The sequence below is a fragment of the Niallia tiangongensis genome, assembly GCF_044704065.1.
Lineage (GTDB): Bacteria > Bacillota > Bacilli > Bacillales > Cytobacillaceae > Niallia > Niallia tiangongensis.
Genome location: NZ_CP162613.1, coordinates 4520229 through 4546792 on the forward strand (window position 1 = coordinate 4520229; position 26564 = coordinate 4546792).

The window sequence follows — 26564 nt, forward strand, 5'->3', positions numbered from 1 at the left end:
AATGGTAAACGCTTTCTTAATTAAGGAAACAAACAAGTCCAATTATGAAATTGAATTTCACAATTGGACATTATTGGGACTTATTGATAGAAACTAATTAAATGGTTACCTTCTATTCTTCTATTGTACCTATATACAAAACATCAAAAATATATTGAGTGGTGACGATATTAAAGATTTTGGTGAGATGAAGGTTTTCATTGTTATAGTAACTTTGAATATTTTTATCAGCCAGCTTCACTAATTCATTCTCTTCATTACCTGAAATGGCAATCACCTTTCTATTAAACTGTTTAATGGTTTTCGCAATATCTATAATAGCTTTATTCGTTCCTGTATGGGAAATGACAAAAGAGACCGTTTTTTTATTATTTTTGACATTATTCAACAAATGATAGTTTACACTATTATATGCTATCGCATGTATACCTATTTCACTCCATTTCCCACATACTTGTTGTGCGATATAATAATTCGCATCTACTCCATAGATTTCAACACGATGAGCTTCCTTCAGCCAGCCGATAATCTCGATTAAATCGTCTATCCTAAATTTCTTTCGAGTTTGAAGCAAAGCTTCCTCATAAATAAATGGAATGGCATCGACTTTATCTAAAAACTCCTTATTATTTCTGTCATTCCTATGAATCAACTGATCTTTCAATTGAGAATCCTTATATTCTAACGCAAACTGCAATTGAAAATCCGGAAATCCCTTTGTGCCAATTTTTTTACATAACCTCACGATGGTTGATGAGCTAGTAAACGTTAATTTTCCCAATTCATTTGCGGTAACCCGAAAAATAGTTTCCGGATTCTGAAGTATATAATTCACTATGTGGCGTTCCTGATTAGTTAAGTCTTTCATATACTTCATCTTGTTAATTAACATATATCCATTCTCCTTTAATTAACGTAATATTAGGGATTAGTTCTATATGCAAATATATATGATCAAATCAACATTTTATTATCTTTCTTCATTGTAACCGAAGTGATTTAAGGAAATCTATAGAAATAACTCCAATAAAAACAAGCAAAAAATGCCTAGCCCCTTTCTTGGACTAAGCATTTCTTTCCTATGATGATTATTGATCTTTCTTCATATGTTAATCCGCTTATACATCTCAATCATTTCTTCTACTAATGTAGAGATTGTTTCCGCACTCATTAGCTGATCTTCCGCATGCATAAAAATTAGAGAGAAAGGTACCTTATCTCCACTTGCTTCTCTTTGAATAAGCATCGAATGAATTTTATGCCCTTCTGTAAAATATGTTTTCGAATCATCCAATTTTTGTTTAGCTAACTCAAAGTTACCCTCTCTTGCAGCAAACAGCCCTTCCATTACTAGACTTTTTGCCATTCCTACATTACTAATAATCGAAAAACTTATTTCATATTCTTCTGGTGTTTGATCTTGCATTTGTATCCCTCCTTTGTTTATATTAGTTCATCAATTCTAATGCGGATTCTAACACTTTTTCCCCGTTCATCGTTCCATAATGTTGCATATTAATAGAATCAAGAGGAATATTCGTACCTTCTAATTTTTCTTCGAATTGTTTTTGCTTAAACTTCACTTGTGGTCCAAGTAAAACTACACCTACATCTTTTTTCTCCAGTATATCTTCAAATTCCGAGGCAGAAATAGCAAAAATATCCGCATCTAATCCTTTATCTTCAGCTGCCTTTTGCATTTTGGTTACTAATAAACTAGTACTCATCCCTGCTGCGCAAACTAACATAATTGATTTCATATGAAAATCCCCCTTATTGTTGTTAGATATCTTATATATTTATAATATAATGTAAACGCTTAATTTTTAAACGATACTTTTTCCAATATGTAGAGGAATTAATTGCATTTTATTTTTTACAACCGGAAAAGAATAATCCCGCAATTCACCTAAAAAATCCTTTAATTAACTAATTTAACAACCTTATAATCTCTTCTACTTGATCACAATTAATCAGTTGTTGAACCAGTTCCTGATCTTCCATTATTGCAATAAGCTTCCGATACATTTTATCTAATTCACCTTTTTTAGTAGCACTGATATTAAGTAAACAAACAAGTTGCACCATTTGGTTATTACTCCAAGCAATTGGTCGCTTTAAAATACAAATAGTCCAAAAGGTTTCATTTGTAACTGGAATGGATGGATGTGGTATTGCTACCAAATTACCAAAGCTGGTTGGTGCCGAGTTCTCTCTTTCCAATACCAATTCTTCATACCCCTCTGTAACAAGGTTCTGCTTATACAAATTATCACACAAGAAATGAATAACATCCTCTCTTGTATGTAAGTCTTGTTTTAAAAAAATTCTCCTTGAATCAAGATAGTTATCATTCATTTCTGTTGCTACAGATAAATGCTTCCTAATTTCTCTGATATCTGAATCTTCTAAAAATGTACTTACGAGTTGAACTGGAATGCCTTCTTCTTTAATTGGAACTGTAGAAATGATGAAATCAATTGACGATAAATCATAAGCTTCTAATCGATAATAATTAATCGTATCGACTATTTCTAGTGCTTGTTCAAATATATTTTCTAAACGGTAATAAAGTAATTTTGCACTTCCTACTCCTGAAGCACAAACAAGTATAATTCTTTTCACCTTTTTATCCTTACTTTTCATTCTTTCAAGAGCTACACCGATATGTAAGGCTAAGTAGGCCATCTCATGTTCCCCTATATCCATTGCTAAATATTCTTTCATACACTTACTTGCTATCACAGCACCTTCAAATGCCAATGGATATTTAAATTTGATATCCTGTAACAACGGATTACGGATATTCATCTTATATCGAAGACGATTCATGGCAGGTCTTAGGTGGAGAATCATCGCTTGAATAAATTCATGATCATGATAAAAATCCCAATTCATTTCTTTTTTCAATCTATATAACATACAACTCATTATACTTTCTACTTCATCCAATTTGCTGTATGCAGTCAAACTCTCTTTATGGATTAATTTTGTCCCAACTAAATGAATAACAATATAATTAATTTCTGTATCAGGAAATATTAAGCCAGTGCTTACTTCTACCTCACGCACAATTTCCTTTGCAACGATTTTTTCAAATGAAAACTCTTCTAATAAGTTTCCTTCTATATAATCAATTAGAAAGCCCTGTTCTATTCGTTTACAAGCAATGGTAATATGTGTCGCAAGATTTTCTAAAGAAATATCGGATATCTCTATTTTATAATGATTGACTTTTCCGATAATAATGGAGTGAATTTTCTTATACACTTCCACTTTAAATATAGGCAGTTGATCTCTATTTGAGTCTAAGCCTGTCTGCTGATTATGAATATAATTAGCTAAACATAAACGTTTCCTATATTCATCACCATGAATATATAATCCATAGTGCGGACGATTAAGAAGCTCTAAATGATAGTATTCGAGAATTTTCCGCACCTCTTTCAAGTCATTTTGGATAGTTGATTTTGATACAAACATCTTCTCTTCAAAAACTTCTAATTTGATATAGCCATTATCTAATAGAAATTGTTTTAATAGGTACATAACTCTATTATTTTGTACAGTAAAATCAGTATATAATGGACCATTTCCATCATCTATCAGCACGTTAAATTCTCGATTAAACAACTCTTCATCCTTAATCTGTATTTGATACCCTTTCCCACGTATCAAGTTTAACTCAAACCCCAATGAACTACTTTCTCTTTGAACATCTTTTAATTCTTTTCGAATTGTTCGATCACTTACTCCTAGCTGTTTTGCAATCCATCTCGCCGTGACTGGTTTAGCAGATTTCACCAGGAAAAATATAATATTTTTTTGTCGCTGAGTAAGCATACTTCTCACCTCATTCAACCTAATCCATTGAAGATTATTTAGTCTATAAAAATTGTAGGAAAAATTCATGTAACCATATCGATAAAATGTTTCCTTATCTTCAAATAAACGCTTTCAATTTACTATATTATAAAAAAGGTAGTCAGATAGTAAATTAGCATTAATAGAATTTTCTCAGACTACTACCTAATTTTATCATAGTCAAAATCACTTTGATTTTACACCTAATTTTTTTCAAAAAGAACCGGAGTTTATTGCATGGAAAAACCAATATGAAGGAATAGGAGAATGGAAAATCACTTTTGGATAAAGTAATTTTTTAAAGGCAGTAAGTTCCTTAAGTAAGTATAGGAATGATGCCCGAACTACTCTCAGTAAACAATAAATCGGACTAGCATCAAAAAAAAGAATTCTTTTTCAATCATCAATTATGCCAATACTTCTTCACATACACTTTCTTCCAAGGTTGTAGTAAAACTAGGGCACCCTACAATAAGATAAATTACCACAACTGTTAAAGTGAGTGTAGCTATTAAAAGAATGTTCCACATCTTACATTGTATAAAAGACAGCATGATTAAATTAAATACTCGACATTCTCTTACTAATCAACCCCAAAATATTCTTTTAACAAAGAAAGCCGACTTCAAGTAGTTGTTTTTGTAACGACTCTTGAGTCAGCCTCTGCTTTCTATGTCTTTTGATTATCTTTAAACTAATAAGGATGCCCGAAACCCTACATGAGTAGTTATTAAGCGGCTCGACGCTCGCCCCATGGAAGAAAGCGATTGGACGCCTTAGAAAACAAATGCTACATCTCCATTTATATAATGGCTACTATCAGTAATCAGTAAATTGCTGTTTTTCAGTGTTCTCGAACCTTCCCACCGTTTCCCTTATTGCATCGAAACCCAAACACTCTTCACTTCCGTATAGTTATTCAATGCATAGGATCCCATTTCTCGCCCGATTCCAGATTGTTTGTAGCCGCCGAATGGGGATGCTGCGTCGAATGTGTTGTAGCAGTTGACCCAAACAGTTCCGGCACGTAGTTTGCTAGCGATATAGTGGGCGTTTGCAATATCTCTCGTCCACACGCCTGCTGCTAATCCGTACTCACTATTGTTTGCCCGATTGATTAATTCATCTAAATCATCATACGGCATGGCGGAAATAACTGGTCCAAAGATTTCCTCCTTGGCAATGGTCATTTCATCGCGAACATCGGCGAATATGGTCGGAGAAACGAAGTAGCCTTCCTCACGTGGATTGAAGCCACCAGCTACTATCTGTGCCCCTTCCTTCAGCCCTCGCTCAATATATCCAAGAACACGCTGCTGCTGTTCAGCAGAAACGAGCGGTCCAATTTCTGTATCGGCGTGGATACCCGCACCTTGTTTAATGTTTTTAGCTTGTGCCGCCATATCAGCGACGACATGATCAAAATGCTTCTTCTGGATGAATACACGTGAGCCTGCACAGCATACCTGTCCCTGATTGAACATAACACCATTCAGTGCACCTGGAATTGCTTTTGTTAAATCTGCATCAGGAAGGATAATGTTCGGTGATTTTCCACCAAGCTCAAGTGTTACTCTCTTCAATGTTTTCGAAGCATTAGACATAATCATTTTTCCAACTTCTGTGGAACCAGTAAAAGCAATTTTATCTACTAACGGATGATCAACTAGTGGTTGCCCCGCCGTTTCTCCAAATCCAGGAACAATATTTACAACTCCCTCTGGGAACCCAGCTTCCTGCATTAGTTCTGCTAAATAAAGGGCGGATAATGGTGTTTGTTCAGCTGGCTTCAACACAACCGTACATCCAGTTGCAAGGGCCGCTCCTAGCTTCCACATCGCCATAAGAAGGGGGAAATTCCAAGGAATAATTTGCCCAACTACACCGACCGCCTCATGACGTGTATAGTTAAAGTATGGACCACTAACAGGGATTGTCTGTCCAACAATCTTCGTACTCCACCCAGCATAATAGCGCATATGCTCAATTGCCAAAGGAATATCCGCATTCGTCGTTTCTCGAATTGGTTTTCCGTTATCTAACGTTTCTAATTGGGCCAGTTCTTCGCTATTCTCCTCCATCAAATCAGCCAATATGTACATAAGACGACTACGCTCAGAAGCACTCATTTTTGACCATGGACCCTCATCAAACGCTTTTCGCGCTGCTTTCACTGCCAAATCAATATCTTCCGCACCCGCTTCATAGACACTTGCTAAAACCTCACCAGTTGCTGGATTATAGCTATCGAACGTTTTTTGCGATTTACTCTCAACAAACTCCCCATTAATAAATAACTTTTTCTTGCCGCTCAGGAACTTTTCAACCTTTTCTTTTAAAACTACAGTCTGTTGGTTCATCGAATTCCTCCTTAAAAAGTAGATAGTTTAACGGTTAGCACTTTCCGAGAAAACGCTTACAAAAACAATGTTAACACTGTGAAAATAGAGATACAACAAATAAAAGAAGAAAAATTTCGGGAGAATTTGACATTACGACGGCATGTGACAGGCAGCGACAACTTTAAAGGGAAGGTTCTTGTGAGTTGGATGACCTCGCAAGAACCTTCCCTCTGCTGATTTAATAATACGTTTTGGTGCCTGCTACCTAATATGCATATTTCCATTATGAATAGGAAAAATTAAGAAAAATAATTCAAAAAGGAGGAAGAAGCTTGAACAACACTGCTGAACATTCAATTGGGCTATCTAATGCACTTCTCATGATGCTACTTAGTTCTGGTCTCTATAACCACGTTATCTTAACTCCAATTCTATTAAAAGCTAGCGGAAGAGATGCTTGGATCGGCGTTCTAATTGCTTCCCTAATTATTCCTCTTTTAATTCTAATCATCTCTTTTGTATCAAAGTGTACAGCTAGTATGTCAATTCCCTTATGGTTAACGCAGAATTTTGGAAAAGGATTAAATTATGTTTTTATTATCCCTATTGCAGGCTGTTTATTTATTATGAACTGTGTGACATTTAAAGATACCATTTCTTGGTCTATTGCAAGTTATTTACCTTATACTCCCCCTTTGGCTTTAGCTATTTTTTTGGCGATATTGTGCTTTTCTAGTTGTATGTTGGGGATTAGAAATATTGCATTTACTGCTGGTATAATTGCTCCAATAGTCATGATTTTAGGAATTGGTATTGCAATTACGAACGGTCCGAAAAAACATTATACCTATATATTTCCAGCATTAGAAAATGGAATGGGTCCTGTATGGCATAGTGCTTTTTTAACGCTTGGTGGAATAATGGAAATCTTTCTTGTTTTGTTGTTTCAACAACATCTTAAGAAAAAGGTGAATTTCCTATATTTAGCCATTCAAAGTTTGTTCTTAATAGGCATTACCCTTGGACCACTTTTGGCTGCTATTTCTGTGTTTGGTCCTGAATCGGCATCGAATCAAGGATATCCTGCATTTGAACTTTGGAGAATTGCTACTATTGGCAAGTATATATCACATATTGATTTTTTTGCTATATTTCAATGGTTAGCAGGATCGTTTATCAGAATTGCTCTTCTAGGTTTCATCACAATGGATTTATTTAGAATGAAATCCAAAAAGGCTAAAGCTTATTTCTTGGCAGTCCTTTATATTACTTTAATCATGTTCTCTTCGTTACCAATAGATGAAACTCTTTTTTCACAGTTCATTATAAAATATTATAGTTTTTTGATAGTAATTGTCTTTGGAGGGGCACTAATCATGTTTTCTATGTTTTCTATTTTTTCTATTTACAAAAGAAAGATAGAGGGATAAATAATGAAAGTTATACAGGCTTTTAACTTCAGTGAATTATTTAAAGGATGTAGTGATGTAAAAATAAAAAAACATTCCTTTGGTGATTCGAAAGCTGAACATGAACTCAAAATGATATATTGCGAAATGTTGGTAGATGGAAAAGATATCAATCAAATTATTTTACCTGCATTAGAACTAATGGCAAATAAACATGTATCTTTATCAGCTCCACTTAGGGATAGCAATTTACTAAATATCTCACAATTAAATTTAGATTTTGATTCTAAATTAGTGGATGAAGTATTTGATGGAAAAATATTGCTCTACTTAGAAAAGGAAAACAGTCTTTTTAGTTTAGATATGGCCACTTTCCCGAATCGGAACCCTGAAGAATCTAGTTTGGAAGTCACAACTATTGGTGCTAGAGATTCGTTTACGGAAGATCTTCATACAAATGTGGCCTTGATTCGGAAAAGATTAAGAACAAATTCATTGTTATATGAGGAATTTGTAATTGGAAAGCGCTCAAGAACAAAGGTAGGACTGCTTTTTTTTAAGGATTTAACAAAAACAGAAATAGTAAATAAGGTGCGAAAAAGAATAGATAACATTGATAAAGAGGCACCGACTCAAGCGATGCTAAAAGAGGCCATTTCTGATCGTACATTGAACCTGTTCCCAGTCACAGATACAACGCAACGCCCCGATTTAACTGTGACCAATTTGTTAAATAGTCGTTTTGTACTATTAATGGATGGATATCCAAGTGCAATAGTGGGACCAGTTGGATTAATGGAGGTACTAAAATCTGCGGAAGATGCTTATTTTCCATTCTATATAGTAGCGCTCCAAAGGGTACTCCGCCTTATTGCTCTAGGGATTTCCTTATTAATCCCAGGAGCTTGGATTGCTGCTACATCATTTCATCCGGAACAATTACCTGCTCCACTATTAGCAACCATATCTATGGGTAGGTTCGGTATACCTTATTCATCTGCCTTTGAAACCTTTCTAATGCAAGTAATGTTTGAGCTATTTCGAGAAGCAGGACTTAGACTACCTAAAGCGGTTGGACAAACCGTTGCCGTAGTTGGAGGAATTATGATAGGTGACGCTGCAATAAGAGCAGGCCTTACATCGCCAAGCATTCTCGTAGTTACAGCAGTATCCGCTGTTGCCAGTTTCACTTTGGTTAACCCATCGCTAACAAACTCTGTGACTCTTATGAAGTTTATTATCATGATTTTTTCATCTATATTCGGCTTTTTTGGTTTTTTCCTCTCTTTCTTTGGTATCTGTATTTATATCACAAATTTAAAATCATTTGGTGTCCCTTATTTGGAACCTCTTGCACCAATAAATCACCGTGAAATAATTGCAGCAATGCTTGCTAAACCAACTAAATTTGATGATGAAAAACCGAGTATTATAACAAAATCTAAAGCAATGAAAAAGAAGGGGGAAAGGGGTGAAAACTAGATTAGTTTATTTTTCATTAATATGTTTAACCATTTTCCTAACAGGCTGTTGGGATCAAAAAATAATACAAGATGTTTATTATGTGGGAACAATTGGAGTGGATTATAAGGATAATAAGTTTGAAACCTACCTACAATTACTTGATTTTTCTACAGTTGCAAAGACAGAACAAGGGAAACCAACGGAAAAGGCACCCATTTGGATTGTTACTGGCTCTGGTTCAACCTTGTTCGACGCGATAAGAGAGGCTAAGGAAGCTTCGCAACAACCCATTGTTTTTAGTCATGTCAGTAGCTATATTTTAACAGAAGCAGCTTTAAGTAATCATTTTAACGATACATTAGATTTAATACGTAGATATCCTGATTTCAGGCTAAGTGGATGGATATTTGGAACAAAGGATGACTTATTGGGAATTTTAAATGCCGCACCTGTCCTTAATAACTCGCCATTGACGCTTATAGAGCACACACCTCAAGGCATTACAAAACAATTTAATAGAATCCCGCCTTTGATGGCACTAGATTTTATGAGAGAATATCGTGATAAAGCACGCACTGTTGTGCTTCCTAATTTATCATTAGGACAATCATGGTATAGTGGGGGTAAACCTAATCCGTTACCATTTATAGATGGAGCTTTTTTGTTTCAAAATAAGAAATATCAAGATTGGTTTTCAGATGAATCACTCATTGGATATAGATGGATAGTGCCAAATACTAAACGTTCCCTATTAAAAGTAACCAATTCAGAAAAAAACACCACATTAGAAGTCGCTATTTGGAAGGTAAAGCCCAAAATTATTATGAATATGAAACAGGGTTCTCCTGAATTTGATATTCATATTGAAGGAAAAGCAACCATTTTAAATAGTTTGGCGAAAAAGAAAAATTATAAAAGGCTTATTCAAAACGAAATTAAAAATGAAATTCAATCAACCTTTAATAATGGGATTGAAAATGGTATAGATATTTTACAATTAGAAAACACAATATAACGACAGAACAATCAAATCTGGAAAAAAACGTTAAAGGGAAAGCAAGATTTAATTCAGAAAGATATGCTGAAACATATAACAGTAGATATAACAATTGATAGTACAGGTAAAATAGATTTGTAGGAAACATAGGGACGGTGATTCTCCTGCTTCCTCCTTCTCGGGAACCCATAAACCACATAAAAGGGAAACAGGAGAAGCCCCCCTCTTCAACATTCAGAAACGTGTTCCTCATAACAAGTTAGGTATAGAAATTCGTTGTACAGCTAGTATTGGCTGTATTTCTTCACTTACTTTCTTCCAGGCAGATCAATGTGATATAGTATCCTTATCCAATAATCTATTAAGGGATATGATGAAAATGGGAAGAAAAACGAAAACGAAAGAAGAACGTCGCCTAGAAATTATTCAAACTGCTAAGCAATTATTTGAAGAAAAGGGATATGAAGCTACTCAAATTAGTGACATTACCAATCAGATGGGAGTAGCACATGGACTTGTCTATCATTATGTAAAGTCAAAATCAGAATTGCTAGATGCTGTTGTAGAAGAGTGGGCAAAAGAAATAGTTGCCAATTTATACGAGCTAATGAAAGATAGTTCAAGAAGTGCTATGGATCGGTTAGAAAAGATGTTTCTTTTTATTAATGATATGTTAGCAAGTGACTCTAGTATCATAAATATTGTACATCAGTCTGAACAGGAAGAAATTCATAAAAGAATTAGCAAAGCTGGCATCGAAATGATCCTTCCAGTATTTTCTGAGCTACAAACGTACCTAATGAAAGAATGGTCGCATCGTTGCCGATGGCGTCAATGAATACAAGTGAAGCAGTTACTATTATTTTAAAAGGAATAAAGAATAATCACTAATGTCGCTCTAAAATAATTCAACACAAATTTTAAAACTGAATTTTCTGCAACTGGGACAAGGAACCTGACCCCTTGTCCCATTCAAAGATGAAACATAGGAAAGGATAGTCACCTATGTTTCTCTAACACCAAAAAGGAGGATATCTTAAAGTGAATTTCTTAATTGCCGGCGGAACTGGATTAGTGGGCCAAGCACTGATCAATCAATTAGTAAAAGACAACCATACTGTCTACTGCTTGACACGTAATTACTCAAAACAGAATGATACACCAAATATTCATTACATTCCTTGGCTCAACAACGAACTTCCTGCATATCCTTTTCCAAGCATAGACATTGTTGTAAACTTAGCAGGATATTCTCTTAACAGCGGGAGATGGACAAAACAGCGAAAACAAGTAATTTTATCCAGCAGACTTCAGACAACAACAGAATTACTAGCTATAATTAATCGTCTTCCTACTATGCCTTCACTCCTTCTAAATGCAAGTGCAGTAGGAATTTACGGTACTTCAGAGTCTATGTGTTTTAATGAAAGCAGTCCTTTAGGAGACGATTTCTTAGCGAATACCGTTAAAGACTGGGAAGCATGTGCTCATAACGCAAAAAACTATTCTATTCGTACAGTTTTTTGCCGATTTGGCTTAGTTTTATCGAATAAAGGCGGAGCACTTCCAAAATTAGTCCTTCCCTATCGCTATTTCCTAGGAGGAAGATTGGGAACAGGAAATCAGTGGGTTTCTTGGATTCATATAGAAGATGTTGTAGAGGGACTTCTTTATATCGCAAATCACCCTACAATCGAAGGGCCTGTAAATTTCACCTCGCCACATCCAGTAAAAATGAGTGAATTAGGCCGCAAGATTAGTAGCCATTTAAAACGTCCCAATTGGTTCACTGTTCCCGACTGCCTATTAAAAATCGTACTAGGAGAAATGAGTATATTAATTACGAAAGGACAACATGTTAGACCCACTGTTCTTTTAGAAAATGGCTATACGTTTAAACATACTGAAATAGGAGAAGTAATTAAAAATTTATACTAGAAACCGAGAAGGATATCTTATGAGGTAGATGGATGGAGTCGAACCAACCATTTGAAGTCACAATAACTGCCCTCAGCATCATTGTCCTTCTCAGAAATACACAATGGAATCATAGTCTTTTTGTCGTGCTGACACCAGAAGAAGAACCTGGGACAAGGAACCTGACCCCTTGTCCCCCTTAGCTCATCGTCAATTAAAAAACTTGTTCATTAATTTCCCAAAAATCCCTCTTGCATTGCTATCTTCTACCATATTTAAACCTTCACTATAAAATTTATAGTTATTCTTCCCTGCATTTTTTGCGTGGTACATAGCAATGTCCGCATTTTTAACTAATATTTCTTTATCTTCTCCACCTTCAGGGTATAGACATATCCCTATACTTAATGAAATATTGATCATATTACTATCTGCAAGTTGGTAAGGTTGAGCTACAATAGACAGAATGCGCTTAGCTATATCCTCTACTTCGCTTTTACTAGTCTCTTCAATAATTACAATAAATTCATCCCCTCCAATCCGAGAAATAACATCTTCTTCCCTTAAACAGCTAGTTAATCTGGAGACAACCTCTTTTAATAATTGATCCCCCATATCATGACCATATGTGTCATTAACCTGTTTAAAGTCATCAAGATCAATAAACATCAAACTCAGATTGTGCTCATGACGTTTAGATCTGGATATAGCTTTTTGCAAGTGGCTTTCCAACATTTTTCTATTAGGTAACTCTGTTAGGTCGTCAAAGTAGGCTAAATGCCTGAGTTCCCTTTCTAATTCCTTTCCTTTGGTTATATCAATTATCTGCCCGTAGATTTTGCTAATAGATCCACGCGTATCTTTAACAGGTATCCCTTTACATAGCACATAGATAATGGAATTGTTATTAGAAGAAATTAGCCTATAAGAAAGAGTTACAGAATTCCCTAAAAACAAGTTTTTTTCAGCCTCTTTTACTTTGTTAAGATCATCTGGATAAATGTATTCAGGAAAAAAAAGGCGTGACTTATTCAAATCTGATTTAGAGACCCCTAATAATTCCTCAACACTTTTAGAAATATAAGTTACGCTACCATTATCATATATAAATAAAACTGTACCTTTAAATGAATCGAAAACATATGTAAACTCTTCCATTTCTTTTCGAATCTTATCATTATCGTTAACTGTTGTTCTCCATTGCTGCTCTACTCTTTCTTGTTCTTTCACTAATTTAACTTGGTATTTATTATTTACAAATGATAAAACAAGAATAAATATACAAATGATCAACCCAACAACATCGAGACTTTCGGAATTAACCAAATTGTTTATGATTCCTATAAAAGAAAACATCAAAATTATCATAGGAAATTTTTTTTTGAAGTGCATATTGCTTCCTCCAGTTTTATATCTACTGTTTTAGCAAAGAATTTGAAACAATTACTTTTATTATCTAATCAAATGAGTTACTTCCGTAGAAATCGTTATAACTCCAATTATTCTCTCTCTATTCATTAGTGGTTTCCCAAAAAAATCATAGACATTTCCTCCATCTGATAAAGGGAACTCTATCAATTCTCTAATACAATCTCTTGAACTAATTACTTCTCGTTTTAAATTTCTTAATCTTCTTAATCCCTCATTTTCAGCTATTTCTTTGTCTGTTCTTCCGATCATATTAATTGCATCAAAATTTGGATGGGGATTAAATATCCATGTGTACCTTAAGTCCAAATTACAGTGAGCAATCATGATAGGGGATTTTTCTAATGACATTTGAAAAGGATCATCAAAATCTTCCGCAAAAAATAGCGCAGGACTAAAGCTAAGGACAGACGATATTTTTTTTGCAACTGATAAACTCGGTTGCCTTAGGCCACTTTCTATATGAGCATAATAGCCTCTATCTATAAAACACCTAGAAGCTACCTGCAATTGAGTTAACCCACTATATTTTCTAATGTTTATTAACCAATCTCTTTTCATATCATCACCATACTATAACTTTAGAACTATTTAATCGACAAATAAAGTGGCTATATGACACATTTCCCATTGACTGAATAGTGTTATTATCATACTAAGCACTACTTTACAAATATTTAACAAACACCCAATACTTTAGTAACGGAGTGATTTTATGGATAAACGAGATATAAGTAACTTCACCAATTATTATTATCATCTATATCAGCCTATTTTCTGTGTCCATAATTGGTCATTATTTGGTTATGAAATACTGTTACGCCATCCTAACTTTTCTTCTGCATCAACATTATTTAAATGGGCAAAGAAAGAGAAAAAAAGTATTGATATTGATTTCTTATCTATTGAAAAAGCCATAAGAATGATGGTGATGAAGCCTAAACAATCATCTTTGATATTCATTAATGTCTACCCACGAACACTATTAGACGCTAGATGGCCAATTTTCATAAAAAATTTAGTCAAAAATTTAAATTTGGATACGGACAAAATTGTCTTTGAACTAAATGAAGAATACTCCTATTTGGGAACTAATGAAATGTGCAAATTAAAAATGACGATAAAACACTTACGGCAGCTAAAATTCAAAGTTGCCTTAGATGATGTAGGTAGAAATCCCACATCTCTGCAAAAAATCGATTTTCTCGATAGCGATTTTATAAAACTGGATAAATCGCTATCCAAAAATTTGGCTAATTCTTCAGAAAAACAATATGTAGTAGAATCAGTCATTAAATTTAAAAAAGATAAAAAGATTATTTTAGAAGGCGTTGAAGAGCCAACTGACTTGGCAATGGCAAAGTTAATCGGTATTGATATGGTACAAGGATACTTACTTGGAAAGCCAGATATGCATAGATATGATATTTTAAAAATTGAAGATTTTTTCAAAAGAGAGCAATTCTAGACAGTCTCTGAAAAAGGAAATAGTAATATATAGTTATTTTCAGAACTTTCAATCAGGTTTAACGAAAGAAAAATAAGGGTATTCTATTTTATGCGTAGAGAAATCTCTAACATAAAACAAGTGAAGAAACGATTCGTTTTCTTCACTTGTTTTATGTTTCTTACTTTTGCTTAAAAGCTGTCAAATCACTATTATTATTCAATATTCTTTGCGATGCCTCTATTCAAATGCACGACTAAATCTTTAACACCACTGCAAAGAACATTTGGGAACAGCCAAATGCCTTTCATGACAAAACACTCATAATTCTTCAATCACAGCACATACATAGATTGTACCCGTTTCTTCACGATCTACGCTCTTTCAAATAAAATGGGCAATATTGCAAGAGGTTTTCGTCAAACAAGATGGCATTAGAAATCTTACCATGCATCTGCATCAGCGTAAGAAACCATTAGCATAAATTAACATTGAATTATCTATGTATATTTGGTCTAATAATTATTGCCTCATAATATTATTAGCTAAGATAGATGAGGAGGAGAAAAGTTGAAAAAAGAATGGCTTATAAGCATTCGAAAAGCAAAAAATATGACTCAAGAACAAGTTGCTTCCTTTGCTTTTATAGATAGGTCTTATTATTCACAAATTGAAAGTGGAAAAAGAAATCCAAGTATAGGTGTAGCATATTCCATTGCTTTGGTTTTAGAATTTGATCCACTTTATTTTTTCCAACATGAAAACATCCCACTATACAATGAATCATTTAGTCAAATATCAGATTTTTTTATTAGTGCGAAAAAAGGGTTCGTACTCTATTCATATGAAAATCACACAAAATATTTGGAACACGCAATTATGTTCCTAGTAACTTCCATCACTAAAGGGAAGGATTGTCTAGTTATTGATAACTCTCAAAACCTACTTAGTTTAGAGTCAAAATTAAGTAACTTAAATCAATCTGCAAACAGTGATTTTTTTAAGAATATACATTTTTACGATAGTAATAACGAAATTGACATGAAATTTATACTCGATAGAATTATTAGTAATCCTAAAATAATGTCCCTATGGATAAACCACAATCCACCATATAATGTAGATTCGTTCATTGATCAAGAGGATCTAGAAGCATTTAATACAAGCGATATCTTGTTTGTTAAGTCCTACAATGGTGATGAAATTTCTGCAAAATGGCATCTTAAAATGATGCGAATGTTCAAATACCTAATGACTGATAATGAGATTGTTCACTCTCCTTTAAATCGTTCAGGTAATCAATCCGTGTATCCTAGTTTATATAAATTTTAATCTAAGAGTGGTGTTTTTTTTGGCAGATAATATTCAACTGAATAATCATATTAATATTAAAAATACTTCACATATATTTTATCTTTATGATGATATTCAAAAATATAAATATAACTTAATATCCTATATTAAAACTGGAGTATCTCTAAAACACCAGCTAATTATTATTGAGAATCCAGTTATATATAAGGAAATAATTCACTTACTGACGAAAGAAGAACAAAAACTTGTTCATTATATTGATAATTTTACTTTTTACCAATACTACGAAGGTTTTCAAATAGATAGAATAGCAAACCACTTTACTAGTTTAATTGAACCTCTCGTTTCACAAAATGTAAATATTCGAACATGGGCGCAAGTAATATGGAAGAAGGAGTTTCTTATTGATTCCCTTGTATCATTTGAAGAGAAAGCAGATTGTTGTGTAAATGAACTAGGAATAATGTCTGTTTGCGCCTACTCTTCTTCCCAGCTAAATGCAAAAATACAAACAGCTTTTATGAAGAAACAAAATATTTTATGACAGATGAAGAATTTGTGGAATCAACACTATATCAGGATAAGAGGAACACAGAGGGGCAGCTCTTGTAAGTCTAAAAGACTAGCCCCCCCGACTTCCTTTCGTTAATAATAAGAAAATTCAGAAATTAAAACTTAAATTAAAACTTATCCTTCTCCATCTCTTTCCTACCGTTTATTAAAAAAGCATATTGCTCTATTTTTTCTCTATCATCCATTGATTTTCTTACTTTCCATGATTTCATGATTTGCTTCTCTAGAATATATGGGGATACTTCCATGAATACTTTTTCTCCATTTTTAAAGAGGATAACGCTTTTATATTTCTTTTTATGTTTTACTGGGTGTATGTGATCAATATGCTCGGTGAAGATCCATTGACAGTGAAATTGCCTAGGAGCATGGGTGGGAAATGCATAAATATTTCTTGGGGGGTTAATTGGCATTGGCAGTTTTTTCTGCATTCCTAGTTTATATGTAATGGAACGACGCCGTCCATCAAAATCAGATCCTCCAATTAATAGATTTTCTTTTATAATTTCTAAAGGCGTTTGTTTAACATACACGGTACGATCTATTTCTTTTACAACCGCGTCATATTCTATTGCTTCTATTGGCATGATTATCATGGTACTTTCATGCGCAATATATTTATTTAAAATGATTCCTTCCTTCATCCTACACACTCCTTCTTTCACTCTCTATTATTCTATTTCCTCCATTGTTTCTTTAATTAGCACGGCATCCAGTTGTAAATCAAGTACTTCACAAATCTTGTATAACGTACTTACTTTCGGTTCTTTTTTTCCTCTTTCAATTTGACCAAGATGATCATGATTTAAGCCTGTCTCATTAGCAAGCTCATATTGGGTGAACTTTTTTTGTAACCTCCTTTCTTTCAATAACTTATAATCAATACAACTTTTTTTGCCACTTGCTTTCAAACACAACACCTCCTTTAGAACTATTATGAAGGAGACTTGTTGGTTGCGGTACTTCCTTTAGGAAGGATTTTGTTAACATTTTGTTACTTTTTTAGAAATTTGAGGACTAGCTCTTCTTTTTACCTCTAGCTAGAGAGGCGAAGGGAAGTGGAAGAACCGTTCCGAGACCACTGAAAAACTGCTACTTAAAATGATTGTTAGTGGTAGCTGGCTTTTAATAGGGTATTTGTGTTGGTTTTCAAAGACCTAAATCCTTATTGAATTTGGATAACTATACTTTTTCAGTGGCCTAGAGCCGTTCCCCAGCTTCCTTTATGTGTTCAACATCTTCTTTAACTTCTCCTTCGCTCCTTTCCTCCACCATTTAACTGCCGAAGGGGAAACTTGTTCCTTCTTCGCTATTTCTTTCATGGTCAACTGATAAACAAAAGTAGCGATCACCCACTTTGTTTCTCCCTCAGTTAATGCATAACAAAGTCCTTTTATATAATCCTCTTCTTCTCGATATAAAGTAGGACTTTCCATCATAGCCCAAAATTCTTCACTTGGATAAGCACTTCTTTCTGCATCTCTTGTCCGGCGCTTCAATTCATCAAGAAATCTCCCCTGCATATGCCGATACAAATGATTACTATATTTGCCCTTTTCCTCATTAAAGGTAGTCATTGTTTCCCAGATGCTTATTAATCCAATTTGAAAAAACTCTTGCTTATCTTTATAAATCGCCAACTTTTTCATCATATGGTGGATCATCGGCGTAAACTCCTCGACTAATTGATCATACGTTTTTCCTTCCATCATCGGTTCCTTTTAGAAAAGCACTTTTCTTGGTTATTCCTAGGTACCATTACTTTACAAAAAGAAAAGAAGTTCTTCGATTTAAGAAAAAGAAAGTTACTCTGCATAAAAGAGAATAAATCGTCAAAAATAGTGTCTAACTTACCGTTTGAGTGGTGCTTACTTAAGAAATAGTAATAATTTTTGAATAGGGTCTACGTTAAAAGAGGCAGAGTTACACTAGCTAAATAGTAGCTTTGAATACCTGAGACCAGCATAAAATATGCTATAATTTGTAGGGGAAAAGAAAGATAGAGGTGACATTCATGGCAATACATGTTGTATTATATCAGCCAGAGATTCCGGCTAATACTGCCAATATTGCACGTACTTGTGCAGGAACAGATACAGCCTTGCATTTAATTCGACCACTTGGCTTTTCAACTGATGAAAAGATGATCAAACAAGCAGGTTTAGATTTCTGGGAGACTGTAAAGATCACATATTATGACTCATTGGATGACTTTTTTGTAAAAAACCAAGGTGAGTTTTACTATATTGAAACATTTGCTGAAAAAACGTATACAGCGCATGATTTCACGGATCAATCAAAGGATTATTATTTCATATTTGGAAAAGAAACAACAGGATTGCCAAAGGATTTACTCGAAACACATAAAGATCACTTTTTACGAATCCCAATGACGGAACATATTCGTTCCCTAAACCTTTCAAATACAGCTGCTATATTGGTGTTTGAAGCATTGCGTCAGCAGGGGTATCCTAATTTAACTTGAACTACTTGGCAGTCAACAACCCATGACTGAAGTCACGAGATGAATCGGCTAAAGCCTAAAGCACCGGGATTCCGTGAGATAGGATTAGAAATAGCCTTTAAGATTATGCTAATTTATTCTCATCGGAATCTCCAAAGCCCCCTAACCAGAGCTTGTCTGAAAGCTCCGATTTTATGGTTACCTTTTCTTAAGCTATTTGCTGCGCATTTCAGGTCAGCATTCACTAAAATAGACATAGAGGTTTTGTAGAGTCCTCGAATCGCTCGTTTCCTTGAAAAAAACGGGCTTTTTTTCTTGGGAATTTTTATTATATACAGGAAGTTCATCCTTTTACCTAGAAAACTAGCTTTTGTTGTATAGCCTTCCTCTTGGATGATGAGTTCGATGTTGTGTCTTTTGCACATATTCTCCTCCTTTTCCAAGTTTTCCAACCCGTTAAGGTTATCCCACCAAAACGAACGTACGTTCTCTATTTTAGAAAGAAATCAAAAAGAAAAGTGATTCATCCTCTTTCTGTCACGACACTTTTTACATCTATTTGGATATGAAAGACCTTTTGTTTTATAGAACTGCTGCTCTCCTATTGTAAATGTAAATCGATTTCCACATACCCAGCATTTTAAAAGTAGATCATGTGGCTCTATCCCCTTTAGTGCTTCCTTGATAGATTCTGTTCTTTCCTTTGCTACTGAATAATCAATCGGTTCGTTACTCTTTAATACATTTATCGTTGCTCGAATCTCTTCTCTTACCTTTTTATAATCAACTTTCTCCCATAATTCTAAATAAGGGATAAATGATTGATCACCAGATTCTTTCACTTTCTCCAGTAGCAAGAGAATCATTTCTCTATTCCGATCCTTTAAATAGCTCATATCAGGATCTTGCTTCCCCTGCTTGATCCATTCCTTCCATTCATTTAACAGTTCATCAGTATATTGATCAGACTCTATGTGCCAACCCCGTTCTGTAAAAATAATCATAGGAAGTTTACCGAAATACTCCATTTCCAGAAAGTCATGATCCATCATCCAATCAATTTTCCCCCTAATGTCATCTAGTTTCTCTGACTTAAAAAAACCATAGACAGGACACCTATCCAGCTCCAATTGTAATATTTTCTTCTCTCGAGACCCCTTTAGGATTTTCGAAAGAAGTGTTCTTCCTCCATTGGCAATAATAGTATCAGCCGCTCTTAATATGACCTTTATTTCTTCTTCAGATAATCGATTCGTCTTAGCATTCATCAAAATGGTAAGTCCTCCTCATCAACCCAGTAATCAGAAAAAATCAGTTTTTCTTTCTTTTTAACGTTTCTTGTTAATCCTTCCATAGAAACTTGTTTGTCTGTTAGATTCTTATCAAACTTCTCCTCATACAGATCACGAATCCATACTTTTACTGGTGCTTTCCATCGCTGATTAGGAGCAGGGATATTTTTTATTAAACTCTTGGGTGTCAGCCCCAACTCCTTCGCCATTTGTATGTCTATATTATTTAAACTGCACAGTTTTTTTGCTCTTTTCAAGCTTGTTCATTCTTCTTTGCAGCCATCAGCCTATCCTCCTCATTGCTATTCTATGGTTTCTGGATATTCCGTTAGTGTCCTTCATTCCAGCCTGTGATTTGTTACAAAATTTCTGTCACCATCCCCAACTATTTCCCACAACACTTCTTAAACTTTTTCCCACTTCCGCAAGGACAAAGGTCGTTTCTGCCAATCTTTTCGCGAGTTTGGAAGCTTATGATTTCTCCTTTTTGATTGGGTAAGGGCTGTAATTCCTGCTTGTCCTGTCTTGATAGCTCCACTGGTGTATATCCCTTTAAATACCATTCCCTAGTATTATTTATAAGAAGTACCATGACATCCATCAGTCTTCGCACAGCTTCTAAGCTTTCGAATGACAGTTCCGTTTGTAAATATTGAAGAATTTGACTGGGGTGTTTGCCTAATTTCACCTGCATTATACAGTCCTCACCAATCTCTATCGCCTCTGGTTTTGGCATCTGATGCTCTTGTGTAAATAAAGAAACAAGTTGAGAGTAACCTTTTGGATGCTCTACAAAGTTCGTCTCGCCTGCTTCAAGGAGCTGTTTCTTCGAGAAAGGATAGTAGGCAATATTCTTTCTTGATGCCTGCTCTTCTAAAATCTCTAAAGGATCTAACACTTCCCAAAAAGAATAGCCATAACTGTCAATCTGAATTTCTTGGTAATATTCCATTGCATCAAAAATAACACGATTAAAGGCAAGGTAATTTGGATGAATAGGCGCATATTTCCCAACTAATTCTACGAACTTTTCATGCGGTACGGTTCCATAATAATAGAGTAATCCGCGGGTTATCTTAATCCATTCCGTATTTCGCTTAACATCATTAAGAACCGCTTTATCTTGAACAATCTCCACTAAAGAAGGTATTAATTCCATAGGAATCATTACAAATGGATTCCCATTTCGGATATCAGTAAACATAAAACCAGTTTTATGGAAATATTCTATCTCCTCTATTTCTACATGCTTTGCACTAATGATTCCATTATTTTCAATGATACTTTTTATTAAAACTATTCGTCGCTCATCGAACTCTCTGATAATCGTTCTTAGAATAATAGGAATTGCCTCGGACAAATATTGAATCAACTCCGCTTTTTTTAAGGAACTTATATTTTTTATTTGTAATTTTTTCCGAATCTCTTGAAGATCTGCCATTTTTAATGCAGATAAGGCTTCTTTCAATGAAGCCACTCCCATGATTTTATCCTTTTGGTTCTTACTTTTATCTACTTTCATTCTATACCCCTTTCATCCACTTCCGCCTATGACAACTGCTTATATATTCTTCACTAATAATATTTTTCATTGTACCACGGCTCTACGACAATTTATAACCTCGATATGTGGATAGCACAAAAACAGTTGTCCTAAAGTTATTATACCAAAACTTAAATTGGATATTGATTTGATTCTTTCCCTCTCGCATGTAAAAATTGAAAATACTGCTCGATTATCGGCTCAGGAAAATAAGCAAGCATTTGTTCTGAATTTACAAAACTTCCTTCCTTAGCCTCTGTATAGTCAAAATAACTGCTCCAGGGATACTCGTCCAAGCTTCTCACCATACCAGCTCGGATTGGATTGGATTGGATTGGATTTAGATGAATGTACCGATTTACCTCTAATTCATATTTACTCGAAGTAATCAATTCAGATCCATAACGACTTTCAAAGAAATGTCCTGTAAAATCGTATTTCTTATGGAAATAGATTGCTTAGTTAACATGGGGAATGCTGAAGGATTTTTATTTGGAGATGAATATGATTCCTCATCAGACAATACGTTTGCAGAATAAAAGGCTTTTTCGCCATTACCTCAGCCAACAATCGCAGATACTCTTCTCGATCTTCCTTATCCCCAAATAAAGAAGTCCAGCGAATACCTCGACTCGTAATATGGAAACTAGCACCAGGATACCAAATACGTTTTTTCCTAGGCAACCAACTACCTCCTTCGTTTATCAAATTAAGATTGCATACTATTAAGTATAAAATCGGAAAGAATTTACCAAATAGAGGATAACCATGCTCATCTCAATAGATGAAAACTTTAAATACAAAATTCTGCCTAACTAGCGAAATCCCTGCATGTTCTGACAAATCAAAGAGGCTGGGACAAAACTAAATAGCCAATCTGTAAAGACGAACAATCTCTAATTTAGCTCTTAAATAAAGCTACTTTCTCCTGATGGTTATCTATGTTTTTAAATATAGTCACATGTAAAAACTAAGTCGTTTTTTTAAGTCTTATCTAAAAAATTTTTTAATAGAAAATTTTTTTATATGGAAGAACTGAGCAGTCTGAATACACGTAGACTCCTATGGGAGCTGCGAGAAAGTCCGAGACCCTGCAGGAACTTAAGTGACGAAGCGGCTTGGCGCTCGCCCCATGGAAAGCGAAGTGTATTCAGACTGCGGGTAATAGCAACAGACTTTTTTGAAACCTTCTTTCTAAAACGAAAAAACACGAACAATAATGAATCTACATCGCATAGATATTCGTGTTTATTACTAATTGAAATGCTTATATCCCAGCCTCTTTGATTTAGGCTCTATTATAACGGAATGTTGATTTTATTGTGTTTAAAAAATAAACGGTATAATTCCGCTTAAATTGCAAAATACTCCTATTTCCTTAAAAATAAAGGAGTTTTTTCCGTCTATAGTATCCAAATCCTTGGATTTTGTCTTTTTTTGAGCAGTTAACCGGAATATCTCCGCTTATATCTGCTACATAAGCTTATTCTATATACATTAACCGGAAATTCTCCGCCTATGGATTCTCCTATCTACAAGAAAATCAACAATGAATAATAACAGAGCCTTGATTTAAAAATTCAACTTGCGCACATAGTAAAACTCAATGAATCCTTGATAAACAAGGTAGAGCTTGAAACCATTGTGTTTATTGATTTATTATAGCTTTCGTGCTCAAAGAAACCTTGTCTTTTGACAGTGTTTGAACGTTTCGATTCCATAAATTCAGACGATTTCTTCCTCACAATTTTCAGTTGCTATTTCAGTTTATCCCATTCACACAATCTAACTCACTATCAATCATCGACAAATTTCGAGGCGTCCCTGTGACCAAGAATTGGTGCCTACACCTGATCCTTAATCCTATACTCATTCTGTTCAGATTCTTTCGCTTCATATAAGGCTTCATCGGCGTATTTAATCAGTTGTTTTTTATTAGCAGAATGATCTGGGTAAACAGCAATTCCAATCCCTGCTCCCATCTTGATTTCGAATTCATTATAATAAAACGGCTCATCAAACGAATTTATTATGCGGATAGCAATTTTTTCTGCCACGTCTATCGAATGAAGTTCAGGTAAAATAATCCCCAATTCATCACCGCCTAATCGTGCGACAGTATCCGTTTTTCTTACGCATTGTTGTAGACGTTTTCCCATTTCTACTATTACAGCGTCCCCTGCATCATGTCCAAACGTATCGTTTATCTGTTTAAACTTCCGCCCGTCCAACATCATTACTACAACCTTCTTTTTAGAACGATTCGCCTGATGAATGGCCATTTCTAATCTATCATCAAAGGTTCTCCGATTTGGCAAACCAGATAAATAGTCATAAAACGCCATTTTCGACAATTCATCCCTAATTTTTTTTCGTTCTGTAATGTCCCGAGAAATCGATACAAATTTCTTAATTTCTCCTTCTTCCATTACTGGAGTAGTTGTAACCTCCAGCCAGATCCAATGTCCATCCTTATGAAGCACACGAATTTCAACTGGGGACGGACTCTTCCCTTTAAGAATATTTTCAAATCCCTTCTCTAATCTAGATATATCATCCGGATGAATATACGATGTAAATCGTTTTCCAACATATTCCGAAGAGGTGTAGCCTAGAATTTGTTTATTGGAAGGTGAAACATATTCCACAATTCCTAAAGGATTAATCAATTTGATAATATCAAAGGCGTTTTCTGTTATTAATCGATATTTTTCTTCGCTTTCTTGTAATTTTCTTTCAGACTTCATACGATCTGTTATATCTTTATAGAAAACCGTCGCACCTATCACTTTTCCTTGATCATCTTTTACAGGTGTATAGGTAGACAGAAAATCTAAAATTTCCCCACTTTTCGTCACCCGTTTTGTTTCATGGGAAGCAATAAATTCACCATTCCCAATCTTCCGAATAACCTCGTCTGCTTTTTCAATGTAGCCTGATGGAACGATTACATACTTCTTGCCCACAATTTCTTTTTCCAGATATCCAAACATTTTTTCAAATGCTGGATTCACCTTCTGAATCTCTCCAAAAGTATTTATAAAATATACAGGGTCAACTGTATATTTCCAAAACACATTTAATTCTTCAATGGTTTTTACGAGAGCCTCTTGTGCAAACTTAATTTCTGTAACATCTTTTGCAATTCCGTATACACCTGTAACTTGATTATCCACAATAATAGGGATACTCATGACTAAAAGTTCAACTCGATGATCATTTTTATGTTGCAATGCCACTTCATAACTTACTGCTTTCTTTTCCGTTATTGCCTTGTTAAAGTGATATAAGGTTTTTTCGACATCTTCAGGTACCATCATTGGTATAAAAGACTTTCCTAAAAACTCATCCTTTGAATAACCCGAAATTTTTTCAACTCCAGCATTTCCACTCGTGAAATTCCCATTTACATCATAGGTGAAAATTGCATCGGGGTGTTGCTCAAACAAAGATTTATACTTTTGCTCATTTTCTTTCAATAAATGCTCTAATTTTTTGCTTTCAGTAATATCCTTTGCAATACCATAAACCCCAACAATTTCACCATCAACTGTAATAGGTACATTTTTCACATTTAGGAGCATCTTTTGACCGTTACTTTTATGAATCCAAGTCTCATATTCTTCTTTTCTTCCATTTAATGTATTTTTAAAATAAATTGATGCTGCCTCAACAAACTCTTCAACAATCAGTGGTAAAAATGATTTACCGAGAAGTTCAGACTCCTTAAAGCCTGTTAGTTCCGTAAACACCTTATTTAAGTTGATAAAATCCCCTTGTAAATCAAGTTCAAATACAGCATCCCCATTATTTTCCACAAGTGAAATCAACCTTTTTTGGTTTCTCTCCAATTCTCTTTTCGTCTCTTTAAGTTCTCTCTCCTTCTGCATTCTTTCTGTTATATCCCTTACAATGGCCAAAACGTACTTGCACTGTCCATCTACTGTAAAAATTGGACTAAGTGTTGTTTCTCCAACAAATTCTCCATTATCCGTTTCGATCATTTCTATAAAGTTTAAAGGATGCTTAGTGGATAGTACCTGCCTGTATTTTGCTATCAGTATTTTAGTTCGATCTAGTGGTAAAGCCTCCTCAATACGACTACCTATAATATTCTCTTTCATATTAAGTATCCTCAATGCTGTTTGATTTACATAAACATAGCGAAAGGAATCCTCTTCCACTTCCATGAAAAAAATTAAATCTATAATCGAATCAAATATTCCAGTAAACGCAAAAATATCCTGCCCTATTTTTTCTAAAAAGCGTTTCATTATATCTGGCTCTCCTTTTGATAAATTGAATGTACTTGATTACATTGCAATTATAATCTACTCAAATTGAAATAGGGATACTATTTTTTTAAAAATAGTCCAATCAAAATCCCACAAAAATACGACTTGAATTTAGTTTCTTTTCTAATTTATAGAAGGAAAGAATAGGTATTTATTTTCCAAAATGTTGATATCAGACTATACATTGACACAATAATACAATGATATTATGCTAT

25 protein-coding genes are annotated in these 26564 nt (G+C 34.4%); 9 read left to right on the plus strand and 16 right to left on the minus strand.

Annotated features, from left to right (window positions below; translation table 11 throughout):
* Nucleotides 1-112: 112 nt before the first annotated feature.
* The 5 genes from AB3U99_RS21415 to AB3U99_RS21435 all read right to left on the minus strand — a co-directional run bounded on the left by AB3U99_RS21415 (nucleotide 113) and on the right by AB3U99_RS21435 (nucleotide 6224).
* On the minus strand, nucleotides 113-892 hold the full coding sequence (locus tag AB3U99_RS21415) for a MurR/RpiR family transcriptional regulator (RefSeq protein ID WP_400243775.1): 780 nt from the start codon (nucleotides 890-892) through the stop codon (nucleotides 113-115).
* A gap of 210 nt (nucleotides 893-1102) precedes the next feature.
* Nucleotides 1103-1426, minus strand: coding sequence for a PTS lactose/cellobiose transporter subunit IIA (locus AB3U99_RS21420; protein ID WP_400243776.1), 324 nt, complete (start codon nucleotides 1424-1426; stop codon nucleotides 1103-1105).
* A gap of 22 nt (nucleotides 1427-1448) precedes the next feature.
* The gene (locus tag AB3U99_RS21425) at nucleotides 1449-1760 is read right to left on the minus strand and encodes a PTS sugar transporter subunit IIB (RefSeq protein ID WP_400243777.1); all 312 of its coding nucleotides are present in this window, start codon (nucleotides 1758-1760) and stop codon (nucleotides 1449-1451) included.
* Nucleotides 1761-1929: 169 nt separating this feature from the next.
* Entirely contained in the window at nucleotides 1930-3843 is a 1914-nt protein-coding gene (locus AB3U99_RS21430) for a BglG family transcription antiterminator (RefSeq protein WP_400243778.1), read from the minus strand.
* Nucleotides 3844-4739: 896 nt separating this feature from the next.
* Complete coding sequence (locus tag AB3U99_RS21435; RefSeq protein ID WP_400243779.1) at nucleotides 4740-6224, minus strand: aldehyde dehydrogenase family protein; 1485 nt, start codon at nucleotides 6222-6224, stop codon at nucleotides 4740-4742.
* Nucleotides 6225-6538: 314 nt separating this feature from the next.
* Between AB3U99_RS21435 and AB3U99_RS21440 the strand changes: the two genes are divergently transcribed.
* From AB3U99_RS21440 to AB3U99_RS21460, 5 genes are all read left to right on the plus strand, one after another.
* Nucleotides 6539-7636 (plus strand): endospore germination permease, encoded by a 1098-nt coding sequence (locus AB3U99_RS21440; RefSeq protein WP_400243780.1) that lies wholly within the window; start codon nucleotides 6539-6541, stop codon nucleotides 7634-7636.
* A gap of 3 nt (nucleotides 7637-7639) precedes the next feature.
* Nucleotides 7640-9097, plus strand: coding sequence for a spore germination protein (locus tag AB3U99_RS21445; protein ID WP_400243781.1), 1458 nt, complete (start codon nucleotides 7640-7642; stop codon nucleotides 9095-9097).
* Nucleotides 9087-10094 carry a Ger(x)C family spore germination protein gene (locus AB3U99_RS21450; protein ID WP_400243782.1) on the plus strand — a complete coding sequence of 336 codons (1008 nt, stop codon included), beginning with the start codon at nucleotides 9087-9089 and terminating at the stop codon, nucleotides 10092-10094. The genes AB3U99_RS21445 and AB3U99_RS21450 overlap by 11 nt, the downstream gene beginning before the upstream one ends.
* Before the next feature lie 361 nt (nucleotides 10095-10455).
* Entirely contained in the window at nucleotides 10456-10914 is a 459-nt protein-coding gene (locus AB3U99_RS21455) for a TetR/AcrR family transcriptional regulator (protein WP_400243783.1), read from the plus strand.
* Nucleotides 10915-11117: 203 nt separating this feature from the next.
* The gene (locus AB3U99_RS21460) at nucleotides 11118-12014 is read left to right on the plus strand and encodes a TIGR01777 family oxidoreductase (RefSeq protein ID WP_400243784.1); all 897 of its coding nucleotides are present in this window, start codon (nucleotides 11118-11120) and stop codon (nucleotides 12012-12014) included.
* A gap of 189 nt (nucleotides 12015-12203) precedes the next feature.
* Here AB3U99_RS21460 and AB3U99_RS21465 read toward each other — a convergent pair whose 3' ends face one another.
* Both AB3U99_RS21465 and AB3U99_RS21470 read right to left on the minus strand, forming a co-directional pair.
* Nucleotides 12204-13385 (minus strand): diguanylate cyclase domain-containing protein, encoded by a 1182-nt coding sequence (locus AB3U99_RS21465; protein ID WP_400243785.1) that lies wholly within the window; start codon nucleotides 13383-13385, stop codon nucleotides 12204-12206.
* A 60-nt stretch (nucleotides 13386-13445) separates the two neighbouring features.
* Complete coding sequence (locus AB3U99_RS21470; RefSeq protein WP_400243786.1) at nucleotides 13446-13982, minus strand: helix-turn-helix domain-containing protein; 537 nt, start codon at nucleotides 13980-13982, stop codon at nucleotides 13446-13448.
* Nucleotides 13983-14136: 154 nt separating this feature from the next.
* Here AB3U99_RS21470 and AB3U99_RS21475 point away from each other — a divergent pair, with 154 nt between their 5' ends.
* The 3 genes from AB3U99_RS21475 (at nucleotide 14137) to AB3U99_RS21485 (ending at nucleotide 16726) form a co-directional block, all read left to right on the plus strand.
* Nucleotides 14137-14889: an EAL domain-containing protein gene (locus AB3U99_RS21475; RefSeq protein WP_400243787.1), complete on the plus strand. Its 753-nt coding sequence runs from the start codon at nucleotides 14137-14139 to the stop codon at nucleotides 14887-14889.
* A 549-nt stretch (nucleotides 14890-15438) separates the two neighbouring features.
* Complete coding sequence (locus tag AB3U99_RS21480; protein WP_400243788.1) at nucleotides 15439-16200, plus strand: helix-turn-helix transcriptional regulator; 762 nt, start codon at nucleotides 15439-15441, stop codon at nucleotides 16198-16200.
* Nucleotides 16201-16219: 19 nt separating this feature from the next.
* Nucleotides 16220-16726 (plus strand): MEDS domain-containing protein, encoded by a 507-nt coding sequence (locus tag AB3U99_RS21485; protein ID WP_400243789.1) that lies wholly within the window; start codon nucleotides 16220-16222, stop codon nucleotides 16724-16726.
* 136 nt (nucleotides 16727-16862) lie between these two features.
* Here AB3U99_RS21485 and AB3U99_RS21490 read toward each other — a convergent pair whose 3' ends face one another.
* The 3 genes from AB3U99_RS21490 to AB3U99_RS21500 form a co-directional block, all read right to left on the minus strand.
* Nucleotides 16863-17399: a competence protein ComK gene (locus tag AB3U99_RS21490; protein ID WP_400243790.1), complete on the minus strand. Its 537-nt coding sequence runs from the start codon at nucleotides 17397-17399 to the stop codon at nucleotides 16863-16865.
* Between the two features lie 27 nt (nucleotides 17400-17426).
* A complete protein-coding gene (locus AB3U99_RS21495; protein ID WP_400243791.1) occupies nucleotides 17427-17666 on the minus strand; it encodes a helix-turn-helix domain-containing protein in 240 nt (79 codons plus the stop codon).
* 312 nt (nucleotides 17667-17978) lie between these two features.
* Complete coding sequence (locus AB3U99_RS21500; RefSeq protein ID WP_400243792.1) at nucleotides 17979-18467, minus strand: sigma-70 family RNA polymerase sigma factor; 489 nt, start codon at nucleotides 18465-18467, stop codon at nucleotides 17979-17981.
* Nucleotides 18468-18769: 302 nt separating this feature from the next.
* On the opposite strand from AB3U99_RS21500, the gene AB3U99_RS21505 reads away from it, so the two are divergent.
* Nucleotides 18770-19240: a tRNA (cytidine(34)-2'-O)-methyltransferase gene (locus AB3U99_RS21505; RefSeq protein ID WP_400243793.1), complete on the plus strand. Its 471-nt coding sequence runs from the start codon at nucleotides 18770-18772 to the stop codon at nucleotides 19238-19240.
* Nucleotides 19241-19725: 485 nt separating this feature from the next.
* Here the strand turns inward: AB3U99_RS21505 and AB3U99_RS21510 are convergent, their stop codons facing one another.
* The 6 genes from AB3U99_RS21510 to AB3U99_RS21535 all read right to left on the minus strand — a co-directional run bounded on the left by AB3U99_RS21510 (nucleotide 19726) and on the right by AB3U99_RS21535 (nucleotide 26328).
* Nucleotides 19726-20487, minus strand: coding sequence for an RQC-minor-1 family DNA-binding protein (locus tag AB3U99_RS21510; protein ID WP_400248144.1), 762 nt, complete (start codon nucleotides 20485-20487; stop codon nucleotides 19726-19728).
* Complete coding sequence (locus AB3U99_RS21515; RefSeq protein WP_400243794.1) at nucleotides 20487-20768, minus strand: hypothetical protein; 282 nt, start codon at nucleotides 20766-20768, stop codon at nucleotides 20487-20489. Before AB3U99_RS21515 ends, AB3U99_RS21510 begins: the two co-directional genes overlap by 1 nt.
* A gap of 128 nt (nucleotides 20769-20896) precedes the next feature.
* Complete coding sequence (locus tag AB3U99_RS21520) at nucleotides 20897-22033, minus strand: SEC-C metal-binding domain-containing protein (protein ID WP_400243795.1); 1137 nt, start codon at nucleotides 22031-22033, stop codon at nucleotides 20897-20899.
* A gap of 152 nt (nucleotides 22034-22185) precedes the next feature.
* Nucleotides 22186-22446, minus strand: coding sequence for a hypothetical protein (locus AB3U99_RS21525; protein WP_400243796.1), 261 nt, complete (start codon nucleotides 22444-22446; stop codon nucleotides 22186-22188).
* A gap of 70 nt (nucleotides 22447-22516) precedes the next feature.
* Nucleotides 22517-22738 carry a transposase gene (locus AB3U99_RS21530; protein ID WP_400243797.1) on the minus strand — a complete coding sequence of 74 codons (222 nt, stop codon included), beginning with the start codon at nucleotides 22736-22738 and terminating at the stop codon, nucleotides 22517-22519.
* A gap of 1160 nt (nucleotides 22739-23898) precedes the next feature.
* Nucleotides 23899-26328: a PAS domain S-box protein gene (locus AB3U99_RS21535; protein ID WP_400243798.1), complete on the minus strand. Its 2430-nt coding sequence runs from the start codon at nucleotides 26326-26328 to the stop codon at nucleotides 23899-23901.
* Between the last annotated feature and the right edge of the window lie 236 nt (nucleotides 26329-26564).

Excerpts from the sequence above, each read along its gene's own strand:
- AB3U99_RS21415 (WP_400243775.1), bottom strand. The coding sequence starts at position 892 with ATGTTAATTAACAAGATGAAGTATATGAAAGACTTAACTAATCAGGAA.
- AB3U99_RS21420 (WP_400243776.1), bottom strand. The coding sequence starts at position 1,426 with ATGCAAGATCAAACACCAGAAGAATATGAAATAAGTTTTTCGATTATT.
- AB3U99_RS21425 (WP_400243777.1), bottom strand. The coding sequence starts at position 1,760 with ATGAAATCAATTATGTTAGTTTGCGCAGCAGGGATGAGTACTAGTTTA.
- AB3U99_RS21430 (WP_400243778.1), bottom strand. The coding sequence starts at position 3,843 with ATGCTTACTCAGCGACAAAAAAATATTATATTTTTCCTGGTGAAATCT.
- AB3U99_RS21435 (WP_400243779.1), bottom strand. The coding sequence starts at position 6,224 with ATGAACCAACAGACTGTAGTTTTAAAAGAAAAGGTTGAAAAGTTCCTG.
- AB3U99_RS21445 (WP_400243781.1), top strand. The coding sequence starts at position 7,640 with ATGAAAGTTATACAGGCTTTTAACTTCAGTGAATTATTTAAAGGATGT.
- AB3U99_RS21455 (WP_400243783.1), top strand. The coding sequence starts at position 10,456 with ATGGGAAGAAAAACGAAAACGAAAGAAGAACGTCGCCTAGAAATTATT.
- AB3U99_RS21465 (WP_400243785.1), bottom strand. The coding sequence starts at position 13,385 with ATGCACTTCAAAAAAAAATTTCCTATGATAATTTTGATGTTTTCTTTT.
- AB3U99_RS21470 (WP_400243786.1), bottom strand. The coding sequence starts at position 13,982 with ATGAAAAGAGATTGGTTAATAAACATTAGAAAATATAGTGGGTTAACT.
- AB3U99_RS21475 (WP_400243787.1), top strand. The coding sequence starts at position 14,137 with ATGGATAAACGAGATATAAGTAACTTCACCAATTATTATTATCATCTA.
- AB3U99_RS21490 (WP_400243790.1), bottom strand. The coding sequence starts at position 17,399 with ATGAAGGAAGGAATCATTTTAAATAAATATATTGCGCATGAAAGTACC.
- AB3U99_RS21500 (WP_400243792.1), bottom strand. The coding sequence starts at position 18,467 with ATGATGGAAGGAAAAACGTATGATCAATTAGTCGAGGAGTTTACGCCG.
- AB3U99_RS21505 (WP_400243793.1), top strand. The coding sequence starts at position 18,770 with ATGGCAATACATGTTGTATTATATCAGCCAGAGATTCCGGCTAATACT.
- AB3U99_RS21510 (WP_400248144.1), bottom strand. The coding sequence starts at position 20,487 with ATGAATGCTAAGACGAATCGATTATCTGAAGAAGAAATAAAGGTCATA.
- AB3U99_RS21520 (WP_400243795.1), bottom strand. The coding sequence starts at position 22,033 with ATGAAAGTAGATAAAAGTAAGAACCAAAAGGATAAAATCATGGGAGTG.
- AB3U99_RS21535 (WP_400243798.1), bottom strand. The coding sequence starts at position 26,328 with ATGAAACGCTTTTTAGAAAAAATAGGGCAGGATATTTTTGCGTTTACT.